Origin of the sequence: Enterococcus sp. DIV0421 (genome assembly GCF_051713745.1) — a bacterium.
Taxonomy (GTDB): domain Bacteria; phylum Bacillota; class Bacilli; order Lactobacillales; family Enterococcaceae; genus Enterococcus_D; species Enterococcus_D casseliflavus.
In genome coordinates, this window is the sequence record NZ_JBIOQM010000002.1 from 767,266 (window position 1) to 790,028 (window position 22,763).

Consider the following 22,763-nt stretch of genomic DNA (forward strand, 5'->3'; position numbering starts at 1 on the left):
GACCAAAAATGGTGAGCAGAAGATTTTCTGCTCACCATTTTTCATTGCTTCATCGAGGTTAGTCTTTCGTTTCTGACGTGTAATAACTATGATCTTCTAAGTTTAATGCATTTAAAATCATAGAGGCGGTTTCTTCGATGGAAAGAGAAGCGACATTGATCACGACACAGCCTAGTTTTTCATACAGATCATTGGCAAACGTCAGCTCCGCTTTGATTTTTTCTATATCGGAATACGCAGAATCTGGGTTCAAGCCGTAGGAGCGCATCCGTTCTTTGCGAATACTGTTTAACACATTCGGATCGTTTGTTAGCCCGACGATTTTTTTCGGATCGATTTCCCAGAGCTGTTTTGGGATGTGGGCTTGCGGTACTAAAGGCAGGTTAGCAACTTTTAAATTTTTGTTTGCTAGAAATAGACTCAAAGGTGTTTTTGACGTCCGAGAAACCCCTAGTAACACGACATCTGCTTCCAAGAAGCCACGAGGGTCTTTCCCATCATCGTACATGACCGCAAATTCCATGGCTTTGATGCGTTTGAAATAATTTTCGTTCAAGTGGTGCAAAGCCCCTGGCTCTCGTGAAGGTGCTACGCCAGTTCGGCGTTCTACTTCACTTACTGGAGGGGTCAATACGTCGAAATGGTAAAGGTCAGCTTCTTCACAAAAATGATTCGTCAAATCCACAAGTTCTTCTTTGATCAAGGTATGAAGAATAATGGCGTTGTGTTTTTTTGCATCAGACAAAGCTTTGATCAAATGCTCTTTTGTGTGGATAAATGTGCGTCTAAAAAGGTTAAATTCGACGCTGGGGTATTGGGCCATTGTCGCTTGTGCAAGCTTCGATGCCGTTTCGCCGGCAGAGTCCGACAACACGAACATCGTCACTGCGGCACTGGTTTGCAATTTTTCTTGCAAGTCTGGTTGTTCAGGTTCAGTTGGCTTCATAAGAAAAATCCTCTCTTGCTTTTTTATTGATTTCATTATACCATACTTAAGATCGATAGAATCGGAATGATTTTGATTTATCAGGAGGGCCTACGATGAAAAATCAAACACTTATTGAGCATGCCATGACTACATTGAAAGAAAATGGCTTTAAATACACCAAAAAAAGAGAAGCGATCATCACCTATTTAGTGAAACGCAATCGCTATTTGCCAGCCAAGGAAATTCATGAATACATGTCAGAAAAGTATCCTGGCTTGAGCTATGATACGATCTACCGTAATCTGCATGATTTTTCTGAGATCGGTATTTTAGAAGAAACAGAGCTGAACGGGGAGATGAAGTTTCGCTATAACTGCTGTGCAGAATTAGAGGACCATCATCACCATCACTTTATTTGCACGGTTTGTGGCAAAACAAAAGAACTGCATATTTGCCCGATGGACTTCTTCCAAGAACAGCTTCCTGGCTGCTTGATCGAGGGACATCGCTTCGAGATTTTGGGCCGTTGTGAAGAATGTCAATGAAAACCCAAACAAACTTGATGGGATCGAAGACTTTTTTAACAGAATGCCTTGACACTTTTTCAGGGGTTAGCTATAATTTTTAAAGGACAGTCGTGTTTTTTGGGATTTTATTTCAATAACAACTACGGTTACTTTTTAAGCTCGGAGGGAGGGAATTTACATGTCAAAAACAGTCGTTCGCAAAAACGAATCACTTGACGATGCTCTTCGTCGCTTCAAACGTTCCGTGTCAAAAGCGGGTACTTTACAGGAATCTCGTAAACGTGAATTTTACGAAAAACCTAGCGTAAAGCGTAAGAAAAAATCTGAAGCAGCTAGAAAACGCAAAAAATTCTAATTTTCTACTGTTTTGAGAATTGGAGCTGGTAGTGTGACACTACTAAGTACACTGAATGATGACATGAAGACAGCGATGAAAGCCAAAGACAAGGAAACCTTGCAGGTGATCCGCATGTTGAAAGCATCAATTCAAAATGAGCAGATCAAAAAAGGTTCTGACTTGAATGAAGAAGAAGAGTTGACCGTTTTGTCTCGTGAGATGAAACAGCGTCGTGATTCTTTAAATGAGTTTGAGAAAGCTGACCGAAATGATCTAGCAGAGAAAGTCAAAGTTGAAATTGCAGTTGTTGAAAAATATTTGCCAGCACAACTCGATGAAGCGGAAATCCGCCAAATCGTCGCTGGAGCGATTGAAAAGACTGGTGCTTCTTCTTCCAAAGAATTTGGAAAAGTGATGGGTGCTGTAATGCCACAAGTTAAAGGCAAAGCAGACGGCAATCAAGTCAATGCGATCGTTAAAGAATTATTGGATCAAATGTAAGCTCACGCCGCAAGTATGGATGACATGCTTGCGGCTTTTTTTTCTGATTTCGAAAACTTAAAAAAAGCATAAGGACAAGGGGAAACGACTGTTGTACTTGATAAGTAATTTTTCTTTTTTCCATCTTATGTTATTATTAATAAGAACGCCAAAAAAGGAGCTGTAACATATTTGACAGACAAAACAATAACGATCGAGATAACACTTAGTGAAAACGATGACGTTCGTTTATTATTAGGTGCCCACGATAAGAACATCAAAATTATTGAAGACTCCACAGGAACGGTCATTCACACTCGTGGTGAGCTGATCCAAATCGTAGGAGAAACTGAAGCCGCTGAAAAGGCACAATCCGTGATTCGGGCTTTGCAAGAGTTGATCAAACGAGGCATCAATATCAGTACCCCTGATGTGATCACTGCATTGAATATGGTGAATAAGGGCAGTCTTGATTATTTCAAAGATATGTATGAAGAAGAGATCATCAAAGACCGTAACGGCAAACCGATCCGAGTGAAAAATGCTGGACAAAAAAAATATATCGAAGCCGTCCGTAAACATGATGTAGTGTTTGGTGTCGGCCCCGCTGGAACCGGAAAGACCTTCTTAGCAGTCGTAATGGCAATTGCAGCTCTAAAGAAAGGCCAAGTGCAAAAAATCATTTTGACACGTCCCGCCGTTGAAGCAGGAGAAAATCTAGGTTTCCTACCAGGAGACTTGAAAGAAAAAGTCGATCCTTACTTACGCCCCGTTTATGATGCGTTGTATCAAATTTTTGGGATGGATCATACGAACCGTCTCATGGAACGAGGCGTCATTGAGATCGCACCATTGGCATATATGCGTGGACGTACGCTAGAAGATGCCTTTGTCATTTTAGATGAAGCGCAAAATACGACGATCGCTCAAATGAAAATGTTTTTGACCCGTTTAGGATTCAACTCTAAAATGATCGTCAATGGCGATACCAGCCAGATCGATTTGCCAAAAGGGACTTTAAGCGGCCTGATCCACGCCGAACGAACGTTACAAGAGATCCCTAAAATTGCTTTTGCTAATTTTGAAGCAGGAGATGTCGTGCGGCATCCAGTTGTTGCCGAGATCATTCGCGCATATGAAGAAGCAGATCTTAAAGACAAGCGCTGATCGTCTTTTAGGAGGAGAACTATGATCATTCAACCACAACGGAAATTTAGAGAAAGACTTGGGAAATTCTATCTACCAGTTTTGATGTTCCTTTTCTTTCTTTTTTCGATTGGTATCATGTACACCAGCGTCAAACAAAACAATGTCGATTATAGCGAAGGTCAAGTGGCGGAAGAAAATATCCGTGCCAATAAAACGATCGAAAATACCGCTGCGACGGAACAAAAACGTAAACTGGCTGCCGAAGCTGTACCACCAGAGTACACGTATCAGGATACACTGGCGCAAACGCAGCATGATCGTATCGATCATTTATTTGACTTAGTTGCTTCAGTCAAAAAATCAGTGGATGAAGCCCATGAAAAAAAAGTGGCTGAGGCCGATGAGGATGAAAATATCCCTAAACCTAGTACAGATGAATATATCGCAGCCTTAAAACAAGAATTTGAAAAAATGAGTGATGATGAACTGGATTTTTATCAGTCATTTACCAATAATTTTTTGACGACGATGTTCTCATTAAGTGATGATGAATTAAATACAGTGCGTACCTATGCGCTACAATTAGTTGATGAACAAATGGCGAAACAGATCCGCCAAACGGAATTAAGTACGTTTCGTTCTGAGGCGGAAGATAAGATCCAGTTCTTAGACGTTAGCTCAGACATGGCTTCTGTCTTACGTTTCTTAGTCAATCAAGGAATCGTCGTGAACGATATCCCAAATGAAAAACGGACAGAAGAAGCACGGCAAACCGCCATGGATGCTGTTCCTCCAGTGATGATTTATCAAGGAGAGATCATTGTCCGTGAGGGCTCGCAGATCGATGCCAATGCCCTAGAGAAGCTGCAGCTTTTAGGAATGACTAATCAGACCTTTTCTGTTTTTCCATTGATCGCTTTAGTGTTAGCAACAGTCTTACAGATGCTGATGGTGTTTTATTACACGAAACAGACGAAAGACGTGGAAAAACGGATGAATGCGGTCACGTTTTATATTTTGGCAATGGCATTCAGTATTTTGATCATGAAGTTTTTCCAACTTTTCCAATCTGAATTAGTGACCTTTATCCCGCTGTTTTTCCCAGCTGCGTTTACACCGTTGATCCTGAGTATTTTCTCCAGCCGTCGTTTGGGGATTTTGTCTGCGATTTTCCAAGTAATCAGTGCACTCTTTATTTACTTTGATTCTAGCGGAACCAACTTGTTGACGACCGTCTTAGTCACCTATTTGTTCTCTGGCTTGATGGGAACGATGATCAAGCGCGCCCGCATCGCTAGTCAAGGGAAAACGGCAGTAGCGTGGGTGATCGTCTTTCCGCTCTTACTGAGTTTTGTGCTGGTGATTTTCCAAGGAATGGATTTTGCTCGCGGGAACACTTGGACCACGATCATTTGTGGTTTAGCAGGCTCTCTCTTAAGCTATTTGCTAACGATGGGACTACATCCTTACATCGAATTGTTGGTGACGGATGAGAGTATGATCGTGTTAAATGAATTGAGCAACCCGAATCATCCATTATTAAAACAGTTGCTGGAAGAAGCGCCAGGAACATATCATCACAGTATGATGGTTGCCAATCTTAGTGCCAATGCCGTTGCCGAAATCGGCGGGCAAAGCTTACTGACTCGTGTGGCTTGTTATTACCATGATATCGGCAAGGTCAAACATGCCAATTTCTTCGTAGAAAATTTACCTGCTGGTGCCGAAAACCCGCATAATTTCTTGTTGCCTGAAGACAGCAAACAAATTATCTTCGGTCACGTGATCGATGGGGCGGAAATTCTCGAAGAAGCCAAAATGCCCCGCATGGTGATCGACATTTGTCGTCAACACCATGGCACGACCTTGATGCGGTATTTCTACGTGAAAGCCAAAGAGCGTAATCCCGAGGTAACGGAAGAAGATTTCCGTTATCCTGGTCCAAAACCGCAAACACGAGAAGCTGGCGTTGTGAGTATCGCGGATAGTTGTGAAGCAGCTGTTCGAGCGATGGAAAATCCAACAAATCAAAAGATTCAAGAATTTGTTGCAAATCTCATCAATGATCGGATCTTAGACGGTCAACTGGATGAAACAGGCCTGACTTTGAAAGAAATCCGAATGATTGAAAAATCACTGGTCAACGGACTTTGCAGTACCTTCCATTCACGGATCAAATATCCAAAAATGAAGTCGGAAGCAGAGAAAATGAAAGAAGAACAAGAAAGAAGAGAGCGCTAATGGAGATTACCTTTTTAGATGAGACAAATTCAGTGGGGGAAACCAAGATCAAAGAGATCGAAGGACTGTTGCAATTTGCTGCAGGACATTTAGAACTTCCAGAGGATACAGAAATGTCCGTCACATTTATGGACAATGCGGCGATCCAAGAAATCAATCGGGAGTACCGCGGCAAAGATATGCCAACAGATGTCATTAGTTTTGCCTTTGAAGAAGAAACAGACGAAGAGCTGTCGATCATTTTTGACGAAGCCCTTGAAGAGCTGCCGCGTGATCTTGGAGATATTATGATCTCCATTGAACGAGCGAAAGAACAAGCTGCTGAATACGGGCACACCTATGATCGGGAGCTGGGTTTCTTGGCGTTACATGGTTTCTTGCATATCAATGGCTATGATCATATGACACCTGAAGATGAAAAGGAAATGTTTGGATTGCAAAAGGAAATACTGGATGCCTATGGACTCAAAAGATAAGAATATTGGGAAAAACAAACAATTTATTTCGTCGATCGAATTTGCTTTCACTGGTATAAAAACCGTCTTTAAAGAGGAACGCAATATGCGTAAACATGTTGCACTAGGAATCGTTGCGATCATTGCGGGCTTTATTTTCCGTTTGAGTCAAATGGAATGGCTCTGGTTGCTGCTAGCTGTTTTCTTAGTCTGGATCGTTGAGATCATCAACACCGTCTTTGAAAACGTCGTAGATATGTTTACAGATTTCCATTTCCATCCTATCGGAAAAAAAATCAAAGATATGGCTGCTGGTGCCGTGCTGATGACTGCAGTTTTTGCGTTAGTCGTCGCAGCGATCATCTTCTTGCCAAAATTGCTGCAGCTCTTCTGATGCGCACCAAAACACAAGATAAAGGGGAACAATAATGACAACACACAAATCAGGCTTCGTTGCGATCGTCGGGCGGCCAAATGTTGGGAAATCAACACTACTAAATCGAGTCGTAGGACAAAAAATCGCGATCATGAGTGACAAAGCGCAAACGACCCGTAACAAAATCCAAGGGGTCTACACAACGGATGACGCACAGCTGATCTTTATCGATACACCAGGTATCCACAAACCCAAACACCGTTTAGGCGATTTTATGGTTGAAACCGCCTATAGTGCACTGCGAGAAGTTGACGTGACGCTATTTATGATCAGTGCGGACCAAAAGCGTGGGAAGGGCGATGATTTTATTATCGAACGATTGCGCCAAAGTCAGACACCGGTTTTCCTCGTGATCAATAAAATTGATAAAGTCCATCCAGATGCCTTATTGGCAATTATTGAAGACTACTCCTCACAAATGGACTTTGCTGAGATCGTACCGATTTCCGCAACAGAAGGCAATAATTTCGAAACGTTAATGAAGCTACTGATCGATGAAATGCCAGAAGGGCCTCAGTACTTCCCAGAGGATCAAATCACGGATCATCCAGAATACTTTATCGTTTCCGAATTGGTGCGGGAAAAAGTCTTGCTACTGACCAGAGATGAAGTACCTCACTCAGTAGCGGTCGTGGTTGACTCCATGAAACGAGACCACAATGACAAGGTGCATATTCAAGCGACGATCATTGTCGAACGTGACAGTCAAAAAGGCATTATCATCGGCAAAGGCGGAAAAATGCTGAAACAGATCGGTACGAAAGCTCGTTTAGACATTGAACACTTGTTAGATGACAAAGTCTTCTTGGAATTATGGGTAAAAGTTCAAAAAGATTGGCGCGACAAGCAAACATTCTTAACAGATTATGGCTATCGCAAAGATGAGTATTGATGACATGCAGATCAAACATGATCTGTTTTAATGAAGAAAAACTGATGCAGTTAGCGAACTGGATCAGTTTTTTTAAAGAAATGGGGTGCGACGATGAATCTTGTTGAAACAAAAGGAATCTTGCTTTTTTCAAAAGACCATAAAGAAAAAGACAAGCTAGTCAAAATCTTTACGGAATCTGCTGGGAAGCAAATGTTTTATGTCAAGGGTGCCCATCGGAAAAATAACCCCTTGGCACCAGCGCTGCTCTCCTATACTGAAGCCACCTACATGGGAACCATCAAAACGGAAGGCTTGTCCTTTTTAAACAATGCCAAAGACATCCATCCTTTTCGTACGATCCAAAGTGATATTTTTATTGCTGGTTATGCAACCTACTTATTGAATTTGGCTGATTCTGCTATTGATGATCGAGTCTATGACCCACATCTATACCAATTTTTACATGAGGCCTTGCAATTAATGGATCAAGAAAACGACGCAGAGATCATCACCAATATCTTTGAGATCCAGATTTTGCACCGTTTCGGGATCACCCCGAATTGGACCCATTGTGCGATCTGCGGAAAAACCGACGGTCGGTTTGACTATTCCTCAAAATATAGCGGTATTTTATGTGAACAGCACTGGGGGATGGACGAACGTCGTTATCATGCTGATTCTCGGGCGATCCATTTTATTCGCTTATTTTCGCAAATATCCTACGAGCAGATTGCTTCAATCAAATTAAAGCCAGAAACGAAAGCCGCGATCCGACGAGTGATTGATTTATTATATGATGAATATGTGGGCATTCATTTAAAAAGTAAGAAGTTTATCGATCAGATGGGGCAATGGCAAGACGTCTTAAAACCGAAAAATCAATGATAGAGTTGGCGAAACTTCAATGGAGTTAAGCCGACTCTTTTTTTGAATAATGCTGTAAAGTGACTTGCATCTTGAAACCCCACTGCGAAGGCAGCTTGTTGAATGGGCAGATCTGGCTGTGCCACCAAAAGCTCTTTGGCTCGGGTCATGCGGTAGTTCAATAAATATTGTGCAGTAGATTGCCCCAAAAAACGTTGGAACAAACGTGAAAGATACTGTGGTGAAACATAGACGAGCCCTGCTAGTTCTTTGATCGTGATCGCCTGATCGTAATTCGTTTCGATTTCTTGTATAACGGGAACCAGATATTGTTGGAACAGCGGGTGTTTTTCTGTCGGATTCCCTGAGCGTTCTTGCATGATCGCCAATAAAAAGCGGTAACATTCGCTAGAAGCCCGTAGCGGGTCCCAACTGATTTGTTGGTCTTCTTTGATCCGTTGATTGATCCAGGTGACATAAGAAAAGGTTTCTGACTCTTCAGCTAATATATAGGGCTGATTCGTGTACTGCTTTAACACCTCAGCTGCCAAAGGGCCTTGGAATGTGGCGAAGGATGTTTTCCAGTTAGTCAATGGATAATAGCGATGGGGCGTAAAAGGAAAAATCAAAATGCCTTCATTCGGACGTAAGATAAACGATTCCTGACCAAATGTGATTCGGCCTTCCCCTTGCTCGGTTTGCAGCCAATGGAAGTAGGGATAACCATCAGGACGAGCGACGTCATCTTGCGCCCAATCGTTGCCGATGCTTTCAAGAGATAAAGGCAGCTGCTGATTGGTTTGATAAAAGTAGATAGGCATAGCGTACCTCCGTGTTTCGAAAAGTTATAAAATAGTGTTTCATGTATTATACTACAACAGAATGAAAAGCCTTACAATAAGAGAGTAGAAATCATTTTATTTTAAAGGAGCGTTCACTTACATGACAAAATTTTTTGATAGAATACTATTTGGCGGCGATTATAATCCAAATCAGTGGCCGAAAGAGATTTGGGAAGAAGACATTCGGATCTTTAAAAAAGCAAGTATCAATAGCGCGACCGTCAATGTTTTTTCATGGGCAAAGATCCAACCCTCTGAAAATTGTTATGATTTTGAGGAATTGGATCAAATCATCGAAAAATTAAGTACGGAAGGTTTCGACATCGTCTTAGCCACTTCCACAGCTGCTTTGCCAGCTTGGATGTTTAAGAAGTATCCAGAAGTCGCTCGCACCGATTATGATGGACGCCATCATAAGTTTGGGCAACGGCACAATGCCTGTCCCAACAGTTTGGTTTATCAAAAATACGCAGAACGCTTGGCAACGAAATTAGCCGAACGTTACGGCGAAAATCCACAAGTGACTTGTTGGCACATCAATAATGAATACGGCGGCGAATGTTATTGCGACAACTGTGAAAAAGCGTTTCGTGTCTGGTTAAAGGATAAATATCATACGATCGAAGCACTGAATAAAGCCTGGAATATGGAATTTTGGGGGCATACGGTGTATGAATGGGATGAAATCGTGCTGCCAAATGCGCTGTCAGAAGGAATCGGCTATGACAAGACGGCATTTGCAGGTATTTCTATTGACTACCGGCGGTTCAACTCGGATAGTCTTTTAAAAAACTACATGATGGAGCGGGACGCTATTCGGAAAATCGATCCCACAACACCGATTACAACGAATTTGATGGGAACCTTTAAAGGACTGGATTATTTCAAGTGGGCAAAGGAAATGGACCTTGTTTCGTGGGATAATTATCCATCGTACAATACGCCATGGAGCTTAGTAGCCATGACCCATGATTTGATGCGCGGGTTAAAACAGCAACCCTTTATGCTGATGGAACAAACACCTTCCCAACAAAACTGGCAGCCTTATAATTCATTAAAAAAACCAGGACAGATGCGGGCGCAAAGCTATCAAACGATTGCTCATGGGGCAGATACGATCCAATACTTCCAATTGCGACGTTCCATTGGTGCTTGTGAGAAATTCCATGGTGCGGTCATCGAACATGTCGGTCATGAAGACACGCGGGTTTTCCGAGAAACAGCCGCTCTTGGGGCTGAATTAGCGCAGCTTTCAGACATCATTGGCACGCAAACCCAAGCACAGGTTGCTGTGATTTTCGATTGGGACAATTATTGGGCTTTAGAATATACGAGTGGTCCAACCGTTGACCTGAAATATGTGGAACAGATCCATCGCTACTATCGCTATTTTTACGAACAAAATATTGCGGTCGATTTGGTTCCCGTGGATGCTGACTTATCAAAATACAAGCTAGTCGCAGCTCCGGTTCTGTACATGATCAAAGAAGGGATGCAAGAGCGGCTAACTGATTTCGTTATGCAAGGCGGTGCTTTACTTACAACGTATATGAGCGGCATCGTTGATCAATCAGACAATGTTCACTTAGGCGGTTACCCTGGCCCCTTGCGGGAGTTAGCTGGCATCTGGGTGGAAGAAATCGATGCATTAGCGCCAGAACAATCAAACGGGGTTTCGTTAGTCAATGAAGAACTTACAGGAACAAGTAATTTAGTCAGCGATTTGATCCATTTAGAAAACGCCGAAGCGCTAGCGCATTACACGAGCAATTTCTATGCAGGAATGCCGGCAGTGACCAAAAATACATTTGGCGATGGAACCGTCTATTACTTTGGTGGACAGTTGGAAGATCAGCTGCAAGATCAGCTTTTCAAAACGATCGTCAAAGAGACCGATATTACCCCAGTGATCGAGGAGGCAACAAAACTAGAAATTGCCTGTCGTGAAAATGAAGAGGCGAAATTTTTCGTCATCATCAATTTCCACGAAGAAGCACAACCGCTGCCAGAAATGTTTGTTGGAAAAACGGATCTTCTGACGGGTAAGGTTCTTTCTTCAGAAATGATGCTGACGCAATACACCACCTATATCGTCAAAGAGGGGCGTAACTGATGCGAACTTTTGCTATTGAAGATGACTTTTATTTAGACAACAAGCCTTTTAAAGTGATCTCTGGAGCGATCCATTATTTTCGTGTCGTTCCTGAATATTGGCAAGATCGCTTAGAGAAACTACGCTTGATGGGCTGTAATACCGTCGAAACCTATGTTCCTTGGAATCTTCATGAAGCACAGGAAGGTGTCTATCAATTTGATGGGATCCTTGATTTGCGGCGATTTATCCAAACGGCACAAGAAGTAGGGCTTTATGTCATTTTGCGACCAGCACCTTATATTTGTGCGGAGTGGGAATTTGGGGGACTGCCTTATTGGCTATTGCAAGACCCTATGATGAAGCTTCGGTTTGATTATCCCCCATTTATGGAAAAAATCACTCGTTATTTCGCCCATTTGTTTCCACAAGTGCGGGATCTGCAGATCACCCAAGGTGGTCCGATTATAATGATGCAAGTAGAAAATGAATACGGCAGCTACGCCAATGATAAAGAGTATTTGCGGAAAATGGTGGCTGCGATGCGGCAGCATGGTGTAGAAACGCCGTTAGTGACCTCTGACGGACCTTGGCACGATATGCTAGAAAACGGCAGTATCAAAGACTTGGCATTGCCTACGATCAACTGCGGCTCCAACATCAAGGAAAACTTTGAAAAACTTCGAAGATTTCACGGAGAAAAACGGCCACTGATGGTCATGGAATTTTGGATCGGCTGGTTTGATGCCTGGGGTGACGACCAGCACCATACGACCTCAACACAAGATGCAGTAAAGGAATTGCAGGATTGTTTAGCATTAGGTTCTGTCAATATCTATATGTTTCATGGCGGGACCAACTTTGGCTTTATGAACGGGTCAAACTATTATGAACGCTTAGCGCCGGATGTCACTAGCTATGATTACGATGCCTTGTTGACAGAATGGGGAGAACCTACTGCCAAATACCAAGCCTTCAAAAAGGTGATCGCTGACTATGCGGAAATTCCTGAGTTTCCCTTGAGTATGAAAATTGAGCGAAAAGCTTATGGAACATTCTCAGTGAAAGAACGAGTCTCCTTGTTTTCGACGATCGACACAATCAGTCAACCGATCATAAGTAATTTCCCGTTATCGATGGAAGCCTGCAATCAAGCGACAGGCTATATCTATTATCGCTCACTGATTGGGCCTGCTCGGAAGATTGCCGACTACCGTCTGATCAATACGATGGATCGTGCCCATACGTTTATCAACCAGGAACTTTTGCGCATCGATTACGATCAAGAAATCGGTCAAACCCACAGTTTCGATTTATTAGAATCAGAAAACGAGTTGGGGATCTTGGTGGAGAATATGGGGCGGGTCAATTATTCTGTAAAAATGAACCATCAGCACAAAGGCATCAAAGACGGTGTGATCATCAATGGCGCCTTCCAAAGCAACTGGGAAATCTATCCCTTACCGATGGATAATTTGCATGCCATTGATTTCCAAGGAAAATGGCAAAAAGGACAACCAAGTTTCTCACGCTTTGAATGTGTTTTTGATGAATGTGCAGATACCTTTATCGAATTGCCAGGCTGGGGTAAAGGGTTTGTCCAAGTCAATGGTCATACGATCGGCCGTTTCTGGGAAAAAGGACCGCAGCAGCGCTTGTACGTCCCAGCACCGTTTTTAAAAATCGGAATGAATGAGATCATCGTTTTTGAAAGTGATGGGAAAATCGCTGATGAGATCGTCTTTCATGATCAGGCGGATTTAGGCCCATAAGCATAAAAGTTCAAAGTAAGTGTATAATATTTACCAGACAGATGAGAAATTAATGAGAGAAAAATCTCCTTTTTCAACAGACGCAGACAAGAAGAAAATTAAAATAACAAGCAAAAAACTTCTGACAGAACAATTCGTTCATAGAAGTTTTTTTGTGTTTGGTGAATGACAAAGGAGGGAATGTCGATGGCAGAATCAAATGTGTTTGTCCCATATACGTTAGCGGATCTAAAAACAGGGACATTTGTGAAGTATTACAAGATATTCAATGAGATCGAACGCTATTATTATTTGCCTATTGAAGCAGGAATTTTATATGGATTAATGGTGGATCGCCTGATGTTCAATGAGCAGAGTGAACGTACTTTGTTAGACAAAGAGGGAAAACCTTATATTTTGATGACGGTCAAAGAAATGCAGTTTTATACCAAAGTACGTTCCGAACAAACCATTCGAAAGATCATTGAACAAATGGAGAAAGAAGGATTGGTTCGAATTGAACATCAAGGGAATCAATTCTTAAATGGGAAGGTGGTTAAGAAACTACCAAATCGAATTTATGTTGGGAAAATTCAGATCCTGCCAACAGATGTTTTTTTGGAAAAGACCTGGAAAAAAGATGGGACGCTTATGAACGATCCTTTTTATGCCAATGGAGATATTCAATCTGAATATATTGGACAAATGATGCAAGGAAATGTCCCAGCGGTGCCGAAGGCCAATGAGGTGAAACTTCCTGAAAAAACAAGTGCAGCTCCTGTAACCTCAAAATTTGAGGATACAGGAAAATCCCGGTCTGACGCTGTAACCTCAAAAAATGAGGGTACAGGAGAGCCGGCAAAAAGCTTGAGAAATCAGGAATCGAAAAATCTCGAAAAAAATCAGAGGGTCGATAAATCCCGGTCTAATGATGTAACCTCAAAATTTGAGGTATGTAAAGATCTAAAAGAACTACCTGATACTAAAAATACTGATACTAAAAACATCGATACGAAGCCAACGAATTCTTTCAACGATCGTTTTGCGCCAGTGGAGGAATCGTTCGAGGAGAAAAAACAATACGAACAAGAAGCGATCCTACGCACACATTTTGTTCAAACTCATCAAAGCACATTTTTTGAAGACCAGGCATTGCAACATATGGCTTTATTTAGTCCCAGTGTCGTTGCGGCAAAAGACATGATTGATATTGCCTATCAAACAAAAAAACAAGTGGAATGCCGAAAACAAAGGCTTGCGTCTCAAGGGACAAACTATCGGATCTGCGCAGAAAATTTCCAACAAGAATTATCGACCTGCGTCTTACGATTCTTATCTCAGGAAAAAATCAATTGTGTCAAGGATAAGCCTTATGTCAACCGTGAGAAAGTATGGCATGCTACGATAGAAACCTTTTGGGAAGCTTGTATGTACACGGCGGATCGGCAGAAAGAACCTGTACCAGACACTGAACAACTTCCGCTGATTCCAGGGCTGGAAAATGAGATTCGAAAACGGAAAAAAAGAGACCGAAAAGAAGCTCAAACGTGGCTTTATACAGAGATCGAAGAAACACCGATCCTTCACTTAACGGATTGGCTTAGAAATGAAGCGATACAAAATGGTTGAGGGAATGGTAAAAGAAAAAGTGTATGAACAGGAGTATTTCACGAAAAAACACTTTGATGCTTTTTGTGTCACTTGCGGGAGTTTTGAAGAAACCAGACGATTCCATTTTTCTGATGGCTCCATTGAGAAGATTCCTGTTGTTCGATTCTTTGAATGGCATAAACACCAAGGAAAATTTCGTGAATACTTGGTGATTCCTGAACCACCCACTCGCAAAAAGCGATACCAGACGCAACGGTTTTACTTAGAGACCTACGATTTTGCGGAGATTTACCCACAACTTGCGACGATCTATGATTTGAATGGGCTTTTGATTGCCCAGCGGAGACATCCGTATCAGCCTTTTTATTGGGTATGTCGTAGGACATTTTACCAAACAGACACGCAAGAATACGTGACAGAGTATCAACGGAGGAGGCGAAAAAGGAATGGACAGAAATCAAGCGTTTCCTGAAAAATCCGGCCCACGGGTGAAGGATCAAGGGATTTTTCGGATGACCGATATACAACGTCTCGGGGTAGAGTGCCAGTGTTTTCCCACATTCGAAACGATTTATTTATCGGACGGAAAGAAACGGATCATTCGCCATATGAGAAAATTTCGTGTCGAAGACAGAGACGTTGTGGAATTTGAGGAATACCAGGAAGGAAAGGAGCGGAAAATCTATGACAAACAAACCTTGCCCTTAAAAGCGATCTATCCAGAGATCAAACGCGTAACGGATGCGTCAGGAAAAACGATCGCACGCCGCTTGAAACCTGAACAGCCGTTACGTTGGTTGCTTCCAACAGGGCGATAGGGTGAACACTAAAAATTGAATACACAAACACTTGATGTTCTCTTTTTCGATGTACCTTAACATCTGATCGAAAGTAATTGGACGCTTAGAAAATCTATGGAGGACTTAGCGAATACAGTAGCACTTAGGGAGTCTGCGGCTAAAGTTAGGGCATATGTGCTAGACCTTTTTTGACATCAACGTCGGTTCTCTTTTACGCATCTACAACAACAAATTGGTAGTGTGAGTCCATGCGGTAGGAACTGGGAACAGGAATGAACGGAAACGATGACGGTTTTCGGTAAACCATAGATGGCACAAGTAAGAAGATTATCGGAACGATCAGCCATAGCGCCTTATCTAATCAGAACCGCTACTAAGGGGATAAGGTTACGTACATTTTTGAAATAGAAAATCAGATTTCCAGTAATGTGGAAACTTCAGAAGGAGTTTTTTAAAGACTTTTTCTGAGCGTATGCGGGAGTACATGTAGGCACTTGCGAAGACCCTATCAAGAAGATGGGCGAGCATTTACCGTTGTCTACTAGGGTTTCTGGATCCGGACGCCATAATCCAGTCGAATGCCCGTTAGGGTAGATCGAAGAAGAGAACAGAGAAATGAATGTGGATACAGGAACGGACAAATGACTGATGAAAAAATGAGTTTGTAAGGGGGACAAGAAACAGATGGAAAATAGAACAAATGATAGACAGAAAGCTTTTCGGCCAAAGAGATCCGTGAAACGAATGCCAAACCAACGAGAACTATTGGAACGAAAGAAAGGGCAGCTAATCAAGGTGGCTTTTCTAGATGGGAAAATGGTGACTGGTACCTTAATCGAGGTCGGCAAATATGAATGTCTGTTGGCAGTGAAAGAAAAAGAGCAGCCTGTAATCGTGTATAAACATGCGATCAAGTATCTTTACTAGCGAAATAGGGGGAGAGAAATATGGCACGGTATGAAAGAGAACGAACGCCAAAATATTGTTTTACAGGCGAAACCAAATCGTATGAACACCGGACACTGTATCGGATTCAAGCGTGTCGAGCGTTTGGAACCGTGAAAGCCGGCGAGGTGGGTGGTTGGATAGAGAAACAGGAAAATCTTTCACATGAGGACACTTGTTGGGTTTCTGATGAAGCGATAGTGTGTGATGATGCTTGGGTTCATGGCCATGCCCAGATTCAAAAACGAGCAAAGGTTCGAGACCAAGCGGAAGTGTATGGCTATGTGGTGGTGAGTGATTTTACGATCGTTTCAGAACACGCCCGATTGACGCAACGTGCGGAAGTGTTCGATCATGCGAAAGTAAAAGGCTGTGCCGTTATCAGTGATTTTGCGCGGATTCAAGATTATGCGGAAATCTCTGATCAAGCTTGGGTGTATCAATATGCGATCGTTGGCGGATGGGAACAAATTGGTGGTCGGGAACGAATTATCAGCGATAGCCTGCATAAGAAGCATTTTCAACGGAAGTTGCAGTTTTGGACAGAAAGAGAGCAATTCTTTTAATGATACACCTATCTTCCGATCATCCGTTTCAGATCTGTTGACCCGTGCGAGTGTCGGGCTCCTCCTCCCAGTGTTTTTTCACTTTCTTTTTTCACTGGGTCATCGGTTTAGACACCTCCCGACATTCGTAGGAGTCAGCAGATTAAAAAAGATAGTTGAAGGGATTTAAGAGTTCTAAAAATAAATCAATAAACCATTCTTTGAAGTTTTCCCAGAAAGATTCTTTTTTCACAGCAAAGCGATAAACACTGATGAAAAATGCAACAATCAGGCAAAGAGTAACGTACAAGATAAGAAAGATAGGAATAATCAATAGGATTTCTTTTATTTTTTCCATGACAAAGACTCCTTTATCTAGTGATCAAGTAAAGTATATCAGGGAAAGGGAATGATCGCATGACAATCTTGTAAGAAGAAAGATTCGTTGAATAAGTGTTAATGGACATTTAAAAATGTCGTTTTTTGGCCATTTTCCTACATTTTACCGTGTCCGATAACAAATAAGTGTTGATCGAGAGGAAAAATATACAACAAGGAGGAGTTAGTGCGTTATTGTGACATGTACGGAGTGACGATTGAAGGGTTTGTTCATTGGAAATTTCGCAGGCATTTCGTCAGCAAATAATAGAAATAGGTGAAAGGATGCTTAAATTAATCACATTAGAAAAGATTGGGTTTAACAACTCGATCAAGCGCAATGATTTCTTTGATCATGAGCGCGAATGTTGGATCGTTCGAGCGATTGCCCAAAATCGAGTGAAAGCAAGATATGTCAACATGGGAGGCAATTTAGGTTGGCAACATGACCTGATTGAAGCAACAGTAGTCGCGCAAAAAATCGGTACGTTCGATCCAAACAATCGAGTTTCCAGAGAAACAGAAATCATAAGCAACTGCAAAACAGCTTCGATGAATGCATTGCCTTCCTGGGAAAAACGACGAACGGTAAAAGTTGGAGATGTATGTGAATTGGGAGAAAATGCTTTTTATATCGCAAGGGAAATCATAGAAATCAAGTATAGTTTTGTGGATGTGGTAACAACGTTAAAAGGATACCGTGTGACGGAATTACCGCCGCTAGAAATTCAAAAGCTGAACAATCAACGACGATTAAACGAATTGGGTTGGTCAGTCTGTTAGTGACAGAAATGGAGGAATAGGAGGGTAAACATGAAAGCAAAAGATTTGATTAGTATATTGCAAAATAATCCGGATGCAGAAGTTGTAGTTTCTACCGTTAGTTACTATGAAAAAAGTCATTATGAAGCAGGATATGAACGGGGAACTCCTCAACACGTGGAAAGCATTACAGTAGATTTGGGGTATAACCAGATCAATCTTGATGGTGGAAAAGAACGAACAATTTAGTCAGTAATCCACCAACATAATCAACAAGGGGGAGGAAAAATGAGCCAAGTCGCATATGGCATCATGCTATTTTGTACCTGTTTGTTTTTCTGGGGAATGTATTGTTTGTTGGGTTGTTGCATGCATTGGATGGTTGCTCAGATTTGTGCATTGCTGGAACAGCGACCGAAGCGCTTCAAATAAAAAAGGCTGTCGTGAAAGGACAAACGACAGCCGCTGAGCTAGATTGTTTAGGGTTGATGGGTATCCATGAAACTGATGATATGAAAACTAGCTCAAATCAAGTATACAACAGAAAAGAAAGAGAAAAAAGGGGAAACGAGTGGTTGGCTGACTGGTGCGAGTATTTATAACTCCTTGTATTTAGCCGATTGAAGCCGAAAAAAATTCCAACAAAAAATGATTTTCAACACAGAATACTCGTATCGGTCAACCAATCAAAAAAAGAAAGGGGCACGAAAAGAAGATGGATAAAGAAGTGAATGGTTGTGTGTTGTTTGAAAAACAGGGGAATGATTTGTCGGTCAGTGCAGGGAATTTAAGCGCAGCTGATGCCTTAACGCTATCAATTGTTTGTATTGTTTCTCTGGCCAAGACTTCTGGAATTTCACTGGCATGTATTCACCAAACATTAGATCAGATTGATCAGCATTTGGTGTTAGAGGAGTGTGAGCAGAAGAATGAGTGAGGGGAATGCGACAGTAAAAAAGCTGTCGAGAAAAGAATTATTTGAATTAACCGATGAAGAACGCCACCCGAATTGGGCGGATGATCCGCAAGCAATCAAACGACGGGATCCGTTACTCGTGATTTTAGGCATACCCATCGATCTGGTTCGTCAAGACGGAGAAACGAAAGAAACGTTTCAAAAACGATCCCATCAGTATTACTTTGATTTGCGTCCAGGATTAGAAGAACGGATAGTTTCAGGTTTACTTGCAGGAAAGAAAGTCAAGCACCTCTGTGAAACCTATCAACTTTCACGATCGAAACTGATGTATCTCCGGGAAAAGTACCATTTATTGAAAGAGTAGAAAAAGGAAGGAGAGAGAAAAAATGTCTGCGGAAAGTATTCATTGGACGATGCGTCTGTTTGTTTTACTAGTAATCGCTACTTGTTTACATGAAGGACTTCGATCGTTCTATTATAGAAGAGCGCCAATCTTTTTCTTTGGAATGATTGGCGCAGCGTTGATTTGTTGTTTTTTAGATTTTCCATATCTTATGGCAGAAATAAGGGAAATGGTTTGTTCTTAAATTATAGGAGGAGAAGTGATGACAATGATCGAAAAAGTAGAAACAGGAGGAATATTGGTAATACTTATGTTTTGTCATTTTCTTTGTTATGGGTACTTTTTGATTAGTATAGATAGACACGAATTCGTTTGTTCAAGTATTTTCTTGTTATCTATCCTATTCATCTATTTCGTAATGTATCGGCTTATAAAACGTATGTCCAATAAAGAATAATTAGAAACAATGAGATTGGAAGAAATATTTTTGTTAAAATTGTAACCAAATTATTTTTTAAATATACAGATTTATTTTCTAGTAACAATAAATTTTGTGTTAAGTGATTAATGATCCAGAAAAAAATAATTATTTGGACCATCGAAACATAACCAGTATATATTCTGAAAAAGTCTAGTAATGAGTGTATCTCGCTATTGAAATTGGTCACTGATGATAGAAATGTTGTTGTATTTAGATCGTTAAAAAACAATGATAATGTAATGGCTAAGATGAAAAGTAATCCGTAGCAGAATATACTTAAAAATTTATAGGCAACAGTTTTACTGAAAATATACTTAATAGTTACAAAAGCTACAAGGATAGGGATTGTAAATGACATTCCTTTGGTAAGAGTCAACACAGTGAAAAATAAATAACTATTTAATTCATTGAAAAAAGGAAGAAGAGTTTGTTCAGAACTAATAATAGGAACAGCTCCGAAGTTTGTGTAAACAATGTAAACGGATGAAAGGATAAAAATAATCAATAGAGACCACTGAATAATCCTTCTTTTAGTTTCAAGATTCTGTTGTTCAATGTTATTTGGAATATAACAACTTTCTACAATTTCAATTTTACTAGAAGATTTACCTTCTTTGAAAAGACCAATAATTCCTACTAGTAAAGCTAGAGTATCAATAATATAAGAATACAAATTATCATCTCCTATGTGTATTACGAGTATATGCAGATTATAACAAGAGAAAAAAGAGATACGGATAATAAAATACATGAGAAAATAGATTGCTCATAAAAGGTTGTGTTGTTTTTCTAAATTTTTCGTATCTTATGGCAGAAATAAGAGGAACGATTCGATTTTATTGATTTATTTGATACATGAAATACTGATTGTCTTTTTTAGATAACCCAACTTGTTGGGCAATGACAAGATTCTTTGGTGCATAGTTGACTGTAGGGAGTGTGATTTCATTTTGCTCCTGATTGGTAATCTCGATAGGAAAGCTTACTTCTTTTCCGTTGGCTGTGGTGAGAATAGCCTTGGGTTTTCCTTTGAAAATGATGGTGTCAATTTGCCAAATGCCGAGATCCTTCAGATCGTCGCCTTCTTTTTCTTGGAGTTGGGCAAAGTCAAACGTTTTTGCTTCTTTCGTTGGTTCGGTTAAAACTGTTGATTCTATCGCTGGTTGGTTTTCTTTTGATTTTTCGTTTAAGTGCTCAAAAGCTAGAACAGCGAACAGGCCTACAAGTATCAAGAGAGTACCGAATAAGTATTTGAATGGTTTTATCATCAATCATCGATCCTTTCTTATGTGTAAAAATGGTTCAGTAATGAACGGGTAAAAAGGAGGAACAGAGAAAAATGGCAATGGATAGAAAGAGAATGGAAGATTATCTTCCTAAAAGAATCATAAAAGGACGGTTTCTATTTGTCTATCATTAAAATGAATCAAGCAACAAAAAAAGGGAAGGAAAATCATAGAAAAGTTATATTGTCAAGGGAAAGTAGAATTATATTTATGCCTTATCAATCTATTTTGACGATAAAAACCATGATAAGATAACTTGTAGGAGGTGATAGATGTTTAAAACTTCTTTTTGTCTTTTTTAGTAACTTCAAGTATATAAAAGTATTTACAGGTAATTCGGAGCATGCTATAATCTGCTTGTAAGATCTTATAAAGAAGCTTCGAGGAGGAGTACTCAATGGCAGAAAAAAAGGCAAAGAGAAGTGGGAGTGTCGCAATTGATACAGATACTGCGGCACATTTACAAGAAATACGAGAAATTTTGGAAGCACGTTTGTATGGGGCAAAGTTTCCACAAACGTCAATTGTGAAGATTGCAGTGAAAGAGTTGTATGACAAATTATTAGCGGAAGAAAAAAATAAAAAAAGTGAGGAGAATTCAGATGAGTAAAAAAGTGTTCGTCAGTTTGATTGTTGGAGCAGCGGCAGGCGTGGTATTTTTCACGAGTGGAAATGATGTACAGGCGTCAGAAGTCAATCGGGTTTGGACACCACGAACCGTAGAACAAATCAAAGCAGACGTTGCGAAAGCCAAAAACAATCAATACACGATTGTTTGGGGAGATACCATGTGGGGAATCAGTCAGGCAACCAATTTGACGGTACAAAAACTTGCAGAGCTGAATAAGATTGCGAATGTCGATTTGATTTACGCAGGCAATACGCTAGTATTTGACGGCAATGTAGCGACAGTTCAAAACAAACAAGGTGAGACAATTGCTCAAACAGTAATTCAGCCGGAGGATAAGAATGATGCTAGTAAACCAGTAGGTAAGCAAGAACCTGCCAAATCAACAACAGATAAAACCAAAACGGCTACGCCTGGACAAAATGAGCAAGGAACACCTGCGGCTAGCGGCAAAACGGCTACAAGCAGTCAAGGAACAAGTGCTGCAGCTAGTGGGACAAACGGCAGTCAAACCGGGACAAGCGGTTCTGTTGAGGGGACAACTAGCTCTACTGCTGGGACAACAGCTCCTTCAGGAACAGTAGAAACACCTGCTCAGCCAAGTCAACCAGCAGAAAAACCAAGTACACCAGTTCAACCGACGACACCGACACAACCAAGTACAGGTGGGGAACAAGGTGGATCGACAACAGTTCCTGTCACTGACCCTTCAACAGTAACGGATCAAGAACCACTTCCAGAAATGATTGGAAATAGTGGAAAAGTATTTAATTCTCGAGATGAAGCAAATAATTATGGCTATGCAGAGATCGAGAGAGAAGATAGTGAATATAGTGGATTCTGGGTTGAGCAATTAGTAAATAAAAATGCAGAACCATTAAATAAATTTACTGTTGATTTTTATAAAGATGGTCCGTTAGATTAAACTATTTTATTTAGAGCACTCTATTTTATTTAGAGTGTTTTTTGTTTGGAGGAAAACATGATGAAGCAATTCCCACGGGCAAGATCCCCAGATCAACCAAAATAAAATTAACCATTCACGTCGTTATCAATTCTGGTAACGGCGTTTTATTATAGATAAAATCA

General features: G+C 40.9%; 27 protein-coding genes. 23 read left to right on the forward strand and 4 right to left on the reverse strand.

Annotated features, from left to right (window positions below; genetic code table 11):
• Positions 1–58 precede the first annotated feature (58 nt).
• Positions 59–946, reverse strand: a complete 888-nt coding sequence (locus IGI96_RS14695) for a pyruvate, water dikinase regulatory protein (protein WP_010748043.1) — start codon at positions 944–946, stop codon at positions 59–61.
• A gap of 95 nt (positions 947–1,041) precedes the next feature.
• Between IGI96_RS14695 and IGI96_RS14700 the strand changes: the two genes are divergently transcribed.
• The 9 genes from IGI96_RS14700 (at position 1,042) to recO (ending at position 8,312) form a co-directional block, all read left to right on the forward strand.
• The gene (locus IGI96_RS14700) at positions 1,042–1,473 is read left to right on the forward strand and encodes a Fur family transcriptional regulator (protein ID WP_005225833.1); all 432 of its coding nucleotides are present in this window, start codon (positions 1,042–1,044) and stop codon (positions 1,471–1,473) included.
• A 160-nt stretch (positions 1,474–1,633) separates the two neighbouring features.
• The gene (gene rpsU / locus IGI96_RS14705) at positions 1,634–1,810 is read left to right on the forward strand and encodes a 30S ribosomal protein S21 (protein WP_002356740.1); all 177 of its coding nucleotides are present in this window, start codon (positions 1,634–1,636) and stop codon (positions 1,808–1,810) included.
• A 33-nt stretch (positions 1,811–1,843) separates the two neighbouring features.
• Entirely contained in the window at positions 1,844–2,293 is a 450-nt protein-coding gene (locus IGI96_RS14710; RefSeq protein WP_005225841.1) for a GatB/YqeY domain-containing protein, read from the forward strand.
• Between the two features lie 171 nt (positions 2,294–2,464).
• Positions 2,465–3,439 carry a PhoH family protein gene (locus IGI96_RS14715; protein WP_086338324.1) on the forward strand — a complete coding sequence of 325 codons (975 nt, stop codon included), beginning with the start codon at positions 2,465–2,467 and terminating at the stop codon, positions 3,437–3,439.
• A gap of 21 nt (positions 3,440–3,460) precedes the next feature.
• Positions 3,461–5,662, forward strand: a complete 2,202-nt coding sequence (locus IGI96_RS14720) for an HD family phosphohydrolase (RefSeq protein WP_438785281.1) — start codon at positions 3,461–3,463, stop codon at positions 5,660–5,662.
• Positions 5,662–6,138, forward strand: a complete 477-nt coding sequence (ybeY, locus tag IGI96_RS14725) for an rRNA maturation RNase YbeY (protein ID WP_005225844.1) — start codon at positions 5,662–5,664, stop codon at positions 6,136–6,138. The genes IGI96_RS14720 and ybeY overlap by 1 nt, the downstream gene beginning before the upstream one ends.
• A complete protein-coding gene (locus IGI96_RS14730) occupies positions 6,122–6,511 on the forward strand; it encodes a diacylglycerol kinase family protein (protein ID WP_016610244.1) in 390 nt (129 codons plus the stop codon). The genes ybeY and IGI96_RS14730 overlap by 17 nt, the downstream gene beginning before the upstream one ends.
• 34 nt (positions 6,512–6,545) lie before the next feature.
• A complete protein-coding gene (gene era, locus IGI96_RS14735; protein ID WP_005225846.1) occupies positions 6,546–7,445 on the forward strand; it encodes a GTPase Era in 900 nt (299 codons plus the stop codon).
• Between the two features lie 93 nt (positions 7,446–7,538).
• The gene (gene recO, locus IGI96_RS14740) at positions 7,539–8,312 is read left to right on the forward strand and encodes a DNA repair protein RecO (protein ID WP_005225847.1); all 774 of its coding nucleotides are present in this window, start codon (positions 7,539–7,541) and stop codon (positions 8,310–8,312) included.
• Here recO and IGI96_RS14745 read toward each other — a convergent pair.
• A complete protein-coding gene (locus tag IGI96_RS14745) occupies positions 8,306–9,112 on the reverse strand; it encodes an AraC family transcriptional regulator (protein WP_005225848.1) in 807 nt (268 codons plus the stop codon). The two genes, recO and IGI96_RS14745, sit on opposite strands and share 7 nt — an antisense overlap.
• 121 nt (positions 9,113–9,233) lie before the next feature.
• Between IGI96_RS14745 and IGI96_RS14750 the strand changes: the two genes are divergently transcribed.
• The 7 genes from IGI96_RS14750 (at position 9,234) to IGI96_RS14780 (ending at position 16,898) form a co-directional block, all read left to right on the forward strand.
• A complete protein-coding gene (locus IGI96_RS14750; protein ID WP_086338323.1) occupies positions 9,234–11,246 on the forward strand; it encodes a beta-galactosidase in 2,013 nt (670 codons plus the stop codon).
• Positions 11,246–12,997: a glycoside hydrolase family 35 protein gene (locus IGI96_RS14755; RefSeq protein WP_438785282.1), complete on the forward strand. Its 1,752-nt coding sequence runs from the start codon at positions 11,246–11,248 to the stop codon at positions 12,995–12,997. The genes IGI96_RS14750 and IGI96_RS14755 overlap by 1 nt, the downstream gene beginning before the upstream one ends.
• 186 nt (positions 12,998–13,183) lie before the next feature.
• A complete protein-coding gene (locus IGI96_RS14760; RefSeq protein WP_438785283.1) occupies positions 13,184–14,605 on the forward strand; it encodes a hypothetical protein in 1,422 nt (473 codons plus the stop codon).
• Positions 14,583–15,059, forward strand: coding sequence for a hypothetical protein (locus IGI96_RS14765; RefSeq protein ID WP_438785284.1), 477 nt, complete (start codon positions 14,583–14,585; stop codon positions 15,057–15,059). The genes IGI96_RS14760 and IGI96_RS14765 overlap by 23 nt, the downstream gene beginning before the upstream one ends.
• Complete coding sequence (locus IGI96_RS14770) at positions 15,034–15,405, forward strand: hypothetical protein (RefSeq protein WP_438785285.1); 372 nt, start codon at positions 15,034–15,036, stop codon at positions 15,403–15,405. Before IGI96_RS14765 ends, IGI96_RS14770 begins: the two co-directional genes overlap by 26 nt.
• 666 nt (positions 15,406–16,071) lie before the next feature.
• The gene (locus IGI96_RS14775) at positions 16,072–16,314 is read left to right on the forward strand and encodes a hypothetical protein (protein ID WP_252712378.1); all 243 of its coding nucleotides are present in this window, start codon (positions 16,072–16,074) and stop codon (positions 16,312–16,314) included.
• 20 nt (positions 16,315–16,334) lie between these two features.
• The gene (locus IGI96_RS14780; protein WP_438785286.1) at positions 16,335–16,898 is read left to right on the forward strand and encodes a hypothetical protein; all 564 of its coding nucleotides are present in this window, start codon (positions 16,335–16,337) and stop codon (positions 16,896–16,898) included.
• Between the two features lie 142 nt (positions 16,899–17,040).
• Here IGI96_RS14780 and IGI96_RS14785 read toward each other — a convergent pair whose 3' ends face one another.
• Entirely contained in the window at positions 17,041–17,235 is a 195-nt protein-coding gene (locus tag IGI96_RS14785) for a hypothetical protein (RefSeq protein WP_438785240.1), read from the reverse strand.
• A gap of 305 nt (positions 17,236–17,540) precedes the next feature.
• Here IGI96_RS14785 and IGI96_RS14790 point away from each other — a divergent pair, with 305 nt between their 5' ends.
• The 5 genes from IGI96_RS14790 (at position 17,541) to IGI96_RS14810 (ending at position 19,300) form a co-directional block, all read left to right on the forward strand.
• Positions 17,541–18,038, forward strand: coding sequence for a hypothetical protein (locus IGI96_RS14790; RefSeq protein WP_438785241.1), 498 nt, complete (start codon positions 17,541–17,543; stop codon positions 18,036–18,038).
• Positions 18,039–18,068: 30 nt separating this feature from the next.
• The gene (locus IGI96_RS14795; protein WP_438785287.1) at positions 18,069–18,266 is read left to right on the forward strand and encodes a hypothetical protein; all 198 of its coding nucleotides are present in this window, start codon (positions 18,069–18,071) and stop codon (positions 18,264–18,266) included.
• Positions 18,267–18,367: 101 nt separating this feature from the next.
• Positions 18,368–18,619: a hypothetical protein gene (locus tag IGI96_RS14800; protein WP_438785288.1), complete on the forward strand. Its 252-nt coding sequence runs from the start codon at positions 18,368–18,370 to the stop codon at positions 18,617–18,619.
• A gap of 113 nt (positions 18,620–18,732) precedes the next feature.
• Entirely contained in the window at positions 18,733–18,954 is a 222-nt protein-coding gene (locus IGI96_RS14805; RefSeq protein ID WP_077454753.1) for a hypothetical protein, read from the forward strand.
• On the forward strand, positions 18,947–19,300 hold the full coding sequence (locus IGI96_RS14810) for a hypothetical protein (RefSeq protein WP_438785289.1): 354 nt from the start codon (positions 18,947–18,949) through the stop codon (positions 19,298–19,300). The genes IGI96_RS14805 and IGI96_RS14810 overlap by 8 nt, the downstream gene beginning before the upstream one ends.
• Positions 19,301–20,596: 1,296 nt before the next feature.
• On the opposite strand, the gene IGI96_RS14815 is transcribed toward IGI96_RS14810, so the two are convergent.
• On the reverse strand, positions 20,597–21,028 hold the full coding sequence (locus IGI96_RS14815) for a hypothetical protein (protein WP_077454748.1): 432 nt from the start codon (positions 21,026–21,028) through the stop codon (positions 20,597–20,599).
• Between the two features lie 415 nt (positions 21,029–21,443).
• On the opposite strand from IGI96_RS14815, the gene IGI96_RS14820 reads away from it, so the two are divergent.
• A complete protein-coding gene (locus IGI96_RS14820) occupies positions 21,444–21,656 on the forward strand; it encodes a hypothetical protein (RefSeq protein ID WP_252712719.1) in 213 nt (70 codons plus the stop codon).
• On the forward strand, positions 21,649–22,599 hold the full coding sequence (locus IGI96_RS14825) for a LysM peptidoglycan-binding domain-containing protein (protein WP_438785290.1): 951 nt from the start codon (positions 21,649–21,651) through the stop codon (positions 22,597–22,599). Before IGI96_RS14820 ends, IGI96_RS14825 begins: the two co-directional genes overlap by 8 nt.
• Positions 22,600–22,763: the final 164 nt, after the last annotated feature.

What these genes read in the sequence shown, in the direction of transcription:
- IGI96_RS14695 (WP_010748043.1), bottom strand. Translation starts at nt 946, where the DNA reads ATGAAGCCAACTGAACCTGAACAACCAGACTTGCAAGAAAAATTGCAA.
- IGI96_RS14785 (WP_438785240.1), bottom strand. Translation starts at nt 17,235, where the DNA reads ATGGAAAAAATAAAAGAAATCCTATTGATTATTCCTATCTTTCTTATC.
- IGI96_RS14795 (WP_438785287.1), top strand. Translation starts at nt 18,069, where the DNA reads ATGAAAGCAAAAGATTTGATTAGTATATTGCAAAATAATCCGGATGCA.
- IGI96_RS14820 (WP_252712719.1), top strand. Translation starts at nt 21,444, where the DNA reads ATGGCAGAAAAAAAGGCAAAGAGAAGTGGGAGTGTCGCAATTGATACA.
- IGI96_RS14730 (WP_016610244.1), top strand. Translation starts at nt 6,122, where the DNA reads ATGGACTCAAAAGATAAGAATATTGGGAAAAACAAACAATTTATTTCG.
- IGI96_RS14815 (WP_077454748.1), bottom strand. Translation starts at nt 21,028, where the DNA reads ATGATAAAACCATTCAAATACTTATTCGGTACTCTCTTGATACTTGTA.
- rpsU (WP_002356740.1), top strand. Translation starts at nt 1,634, where the DNA reads ATGTCAAAAACAGTCGTTCGCAAAAACGAATCACTTGACGATGCTCTT.
- IGI96_RS14765 (WP_438785284.1), top strand. Translation starts at nt 14,583, where the DNA reads ATGAAGCGATACAAAATGGTTGAGGGAATGGTAAAAGAAAAAGTGTAT.
- IGI96_RS14720 (WP_438785281.1), top strand. Translation starts at nt 3,461, where the DNA reads ATGATCATTCAACCACAACGGAAATTTAGAGAAAGACTTGGGAAATTC.
- IGI96_RS14805 (WP_077454753.1), top strand. Translation starts at nt 18,733, where the DNA reads ATGGATAAAGAAGTGAATGGTTGTGTGTTGTTTGAAAAACAGGGGAAT.
- IGI96_RS14790 (WP_438785241.1), top strand. Translation starts at nt 17,541, where the DNA reads ATGCTTAAATTAATCACATTAGAAAAGATTGGGTTTAACAACTCGATC.
- IGI96_RS14750 (WP_086338323.1), top strand. Translation starts at nt 9,234, where the DNA reads ATGACAAAATTTTTTGATAGAATACTATTTGGCGGCGATTATAATCCA.
- IGI96_RS14745 (WP_005225848.1), bottom strand. Translation starts at nt 9,112, where the DNA reads ATGCCTATCTACTTTTATCAAACCAATCAGCAGCTGCCTTTATCTCTT.
- IGI96_RS14700 (WP_005225833.1), top strand. Translation starts at nt 1,042, where the DNA reads ATGAAAAATCAAACACTTATTGAGCATGCCATGACTACATTGAAAGAA.
- IGI96_RS14825 (WP_438785290.1), top strand. Translation starts at nt 21,649, where the DNA reads ATGAGTAAAAAAGTGTTCGTCAGTTTGATTGTTGGAGCAGCGGCAGGC.
- IGI96_RS14780 (WP_438785286.1), top strand. Translation starts at nt 16,335, where the DNA reads ATGGCACGGTATGAAAGAGAACGAACGCCAAAATATTGTTTTACAGGC.
- era (WP_005225846.1), top strand. Translation starts at nt 6,546, where the DNA reads ATGACAACACACAAATCAGGCTTCGTTGCGATCGTCGGGCGGCCAAAT.
- IGI96_RS14770 (WP_438785285.1), top strand. Translation starts at nt 15,034, where the DNA reads ATGGACAGAAATCAAGCGTTTCCTGAAAAATCCGGCCCACGGGTGAAG.
- ybeY (WP_005225844.1), top strand. Translation starts at nt 5,662, where the DNA reads ATGGAGATTACCTTTTTAGATGAGACAAATTCAGTGGGGGAAACCAAG.
- recO (WP_005225847.1), top strand. Translation starts at nt 7,539, where the DNA reads ATGAATCTTGTTGAAACAAAAGGAATCTTGCTTTTTTCAAAAGACCAT.
- IGI96_RS14760 (WP_438785283.1), top strand. Translation starts at nt 13,184, where the DNA reads ATGGCAGAATCAAATGTGTTTGTCCCATATACGTTAGCGGATCTAAAA.
- IGI96_RS14775 (WP_252712378.1), top strand. Translation starts at nt 16,072, where the DNA reads ATGGAAAATAGAACAAATGATAGACAGAAAGCTTTTCGGCCAAAGAGA.
- IGI96_RS14810 (WP_438785289.1), top strand. Translation starts at nt 18,947, where the DNA reads ATGAGTGAGGGGAATGCGACAGTAAAAAAGCTGTCGAGAAAAGAATTA.
- IGI96_RS14755 (WP_438785282.1), top strand. Translation starts at nt 11,246, where the DNA reads ATGCGAACTTTTGCTATTGAAGATGACTTTTATTTAGACAACAAGCCT.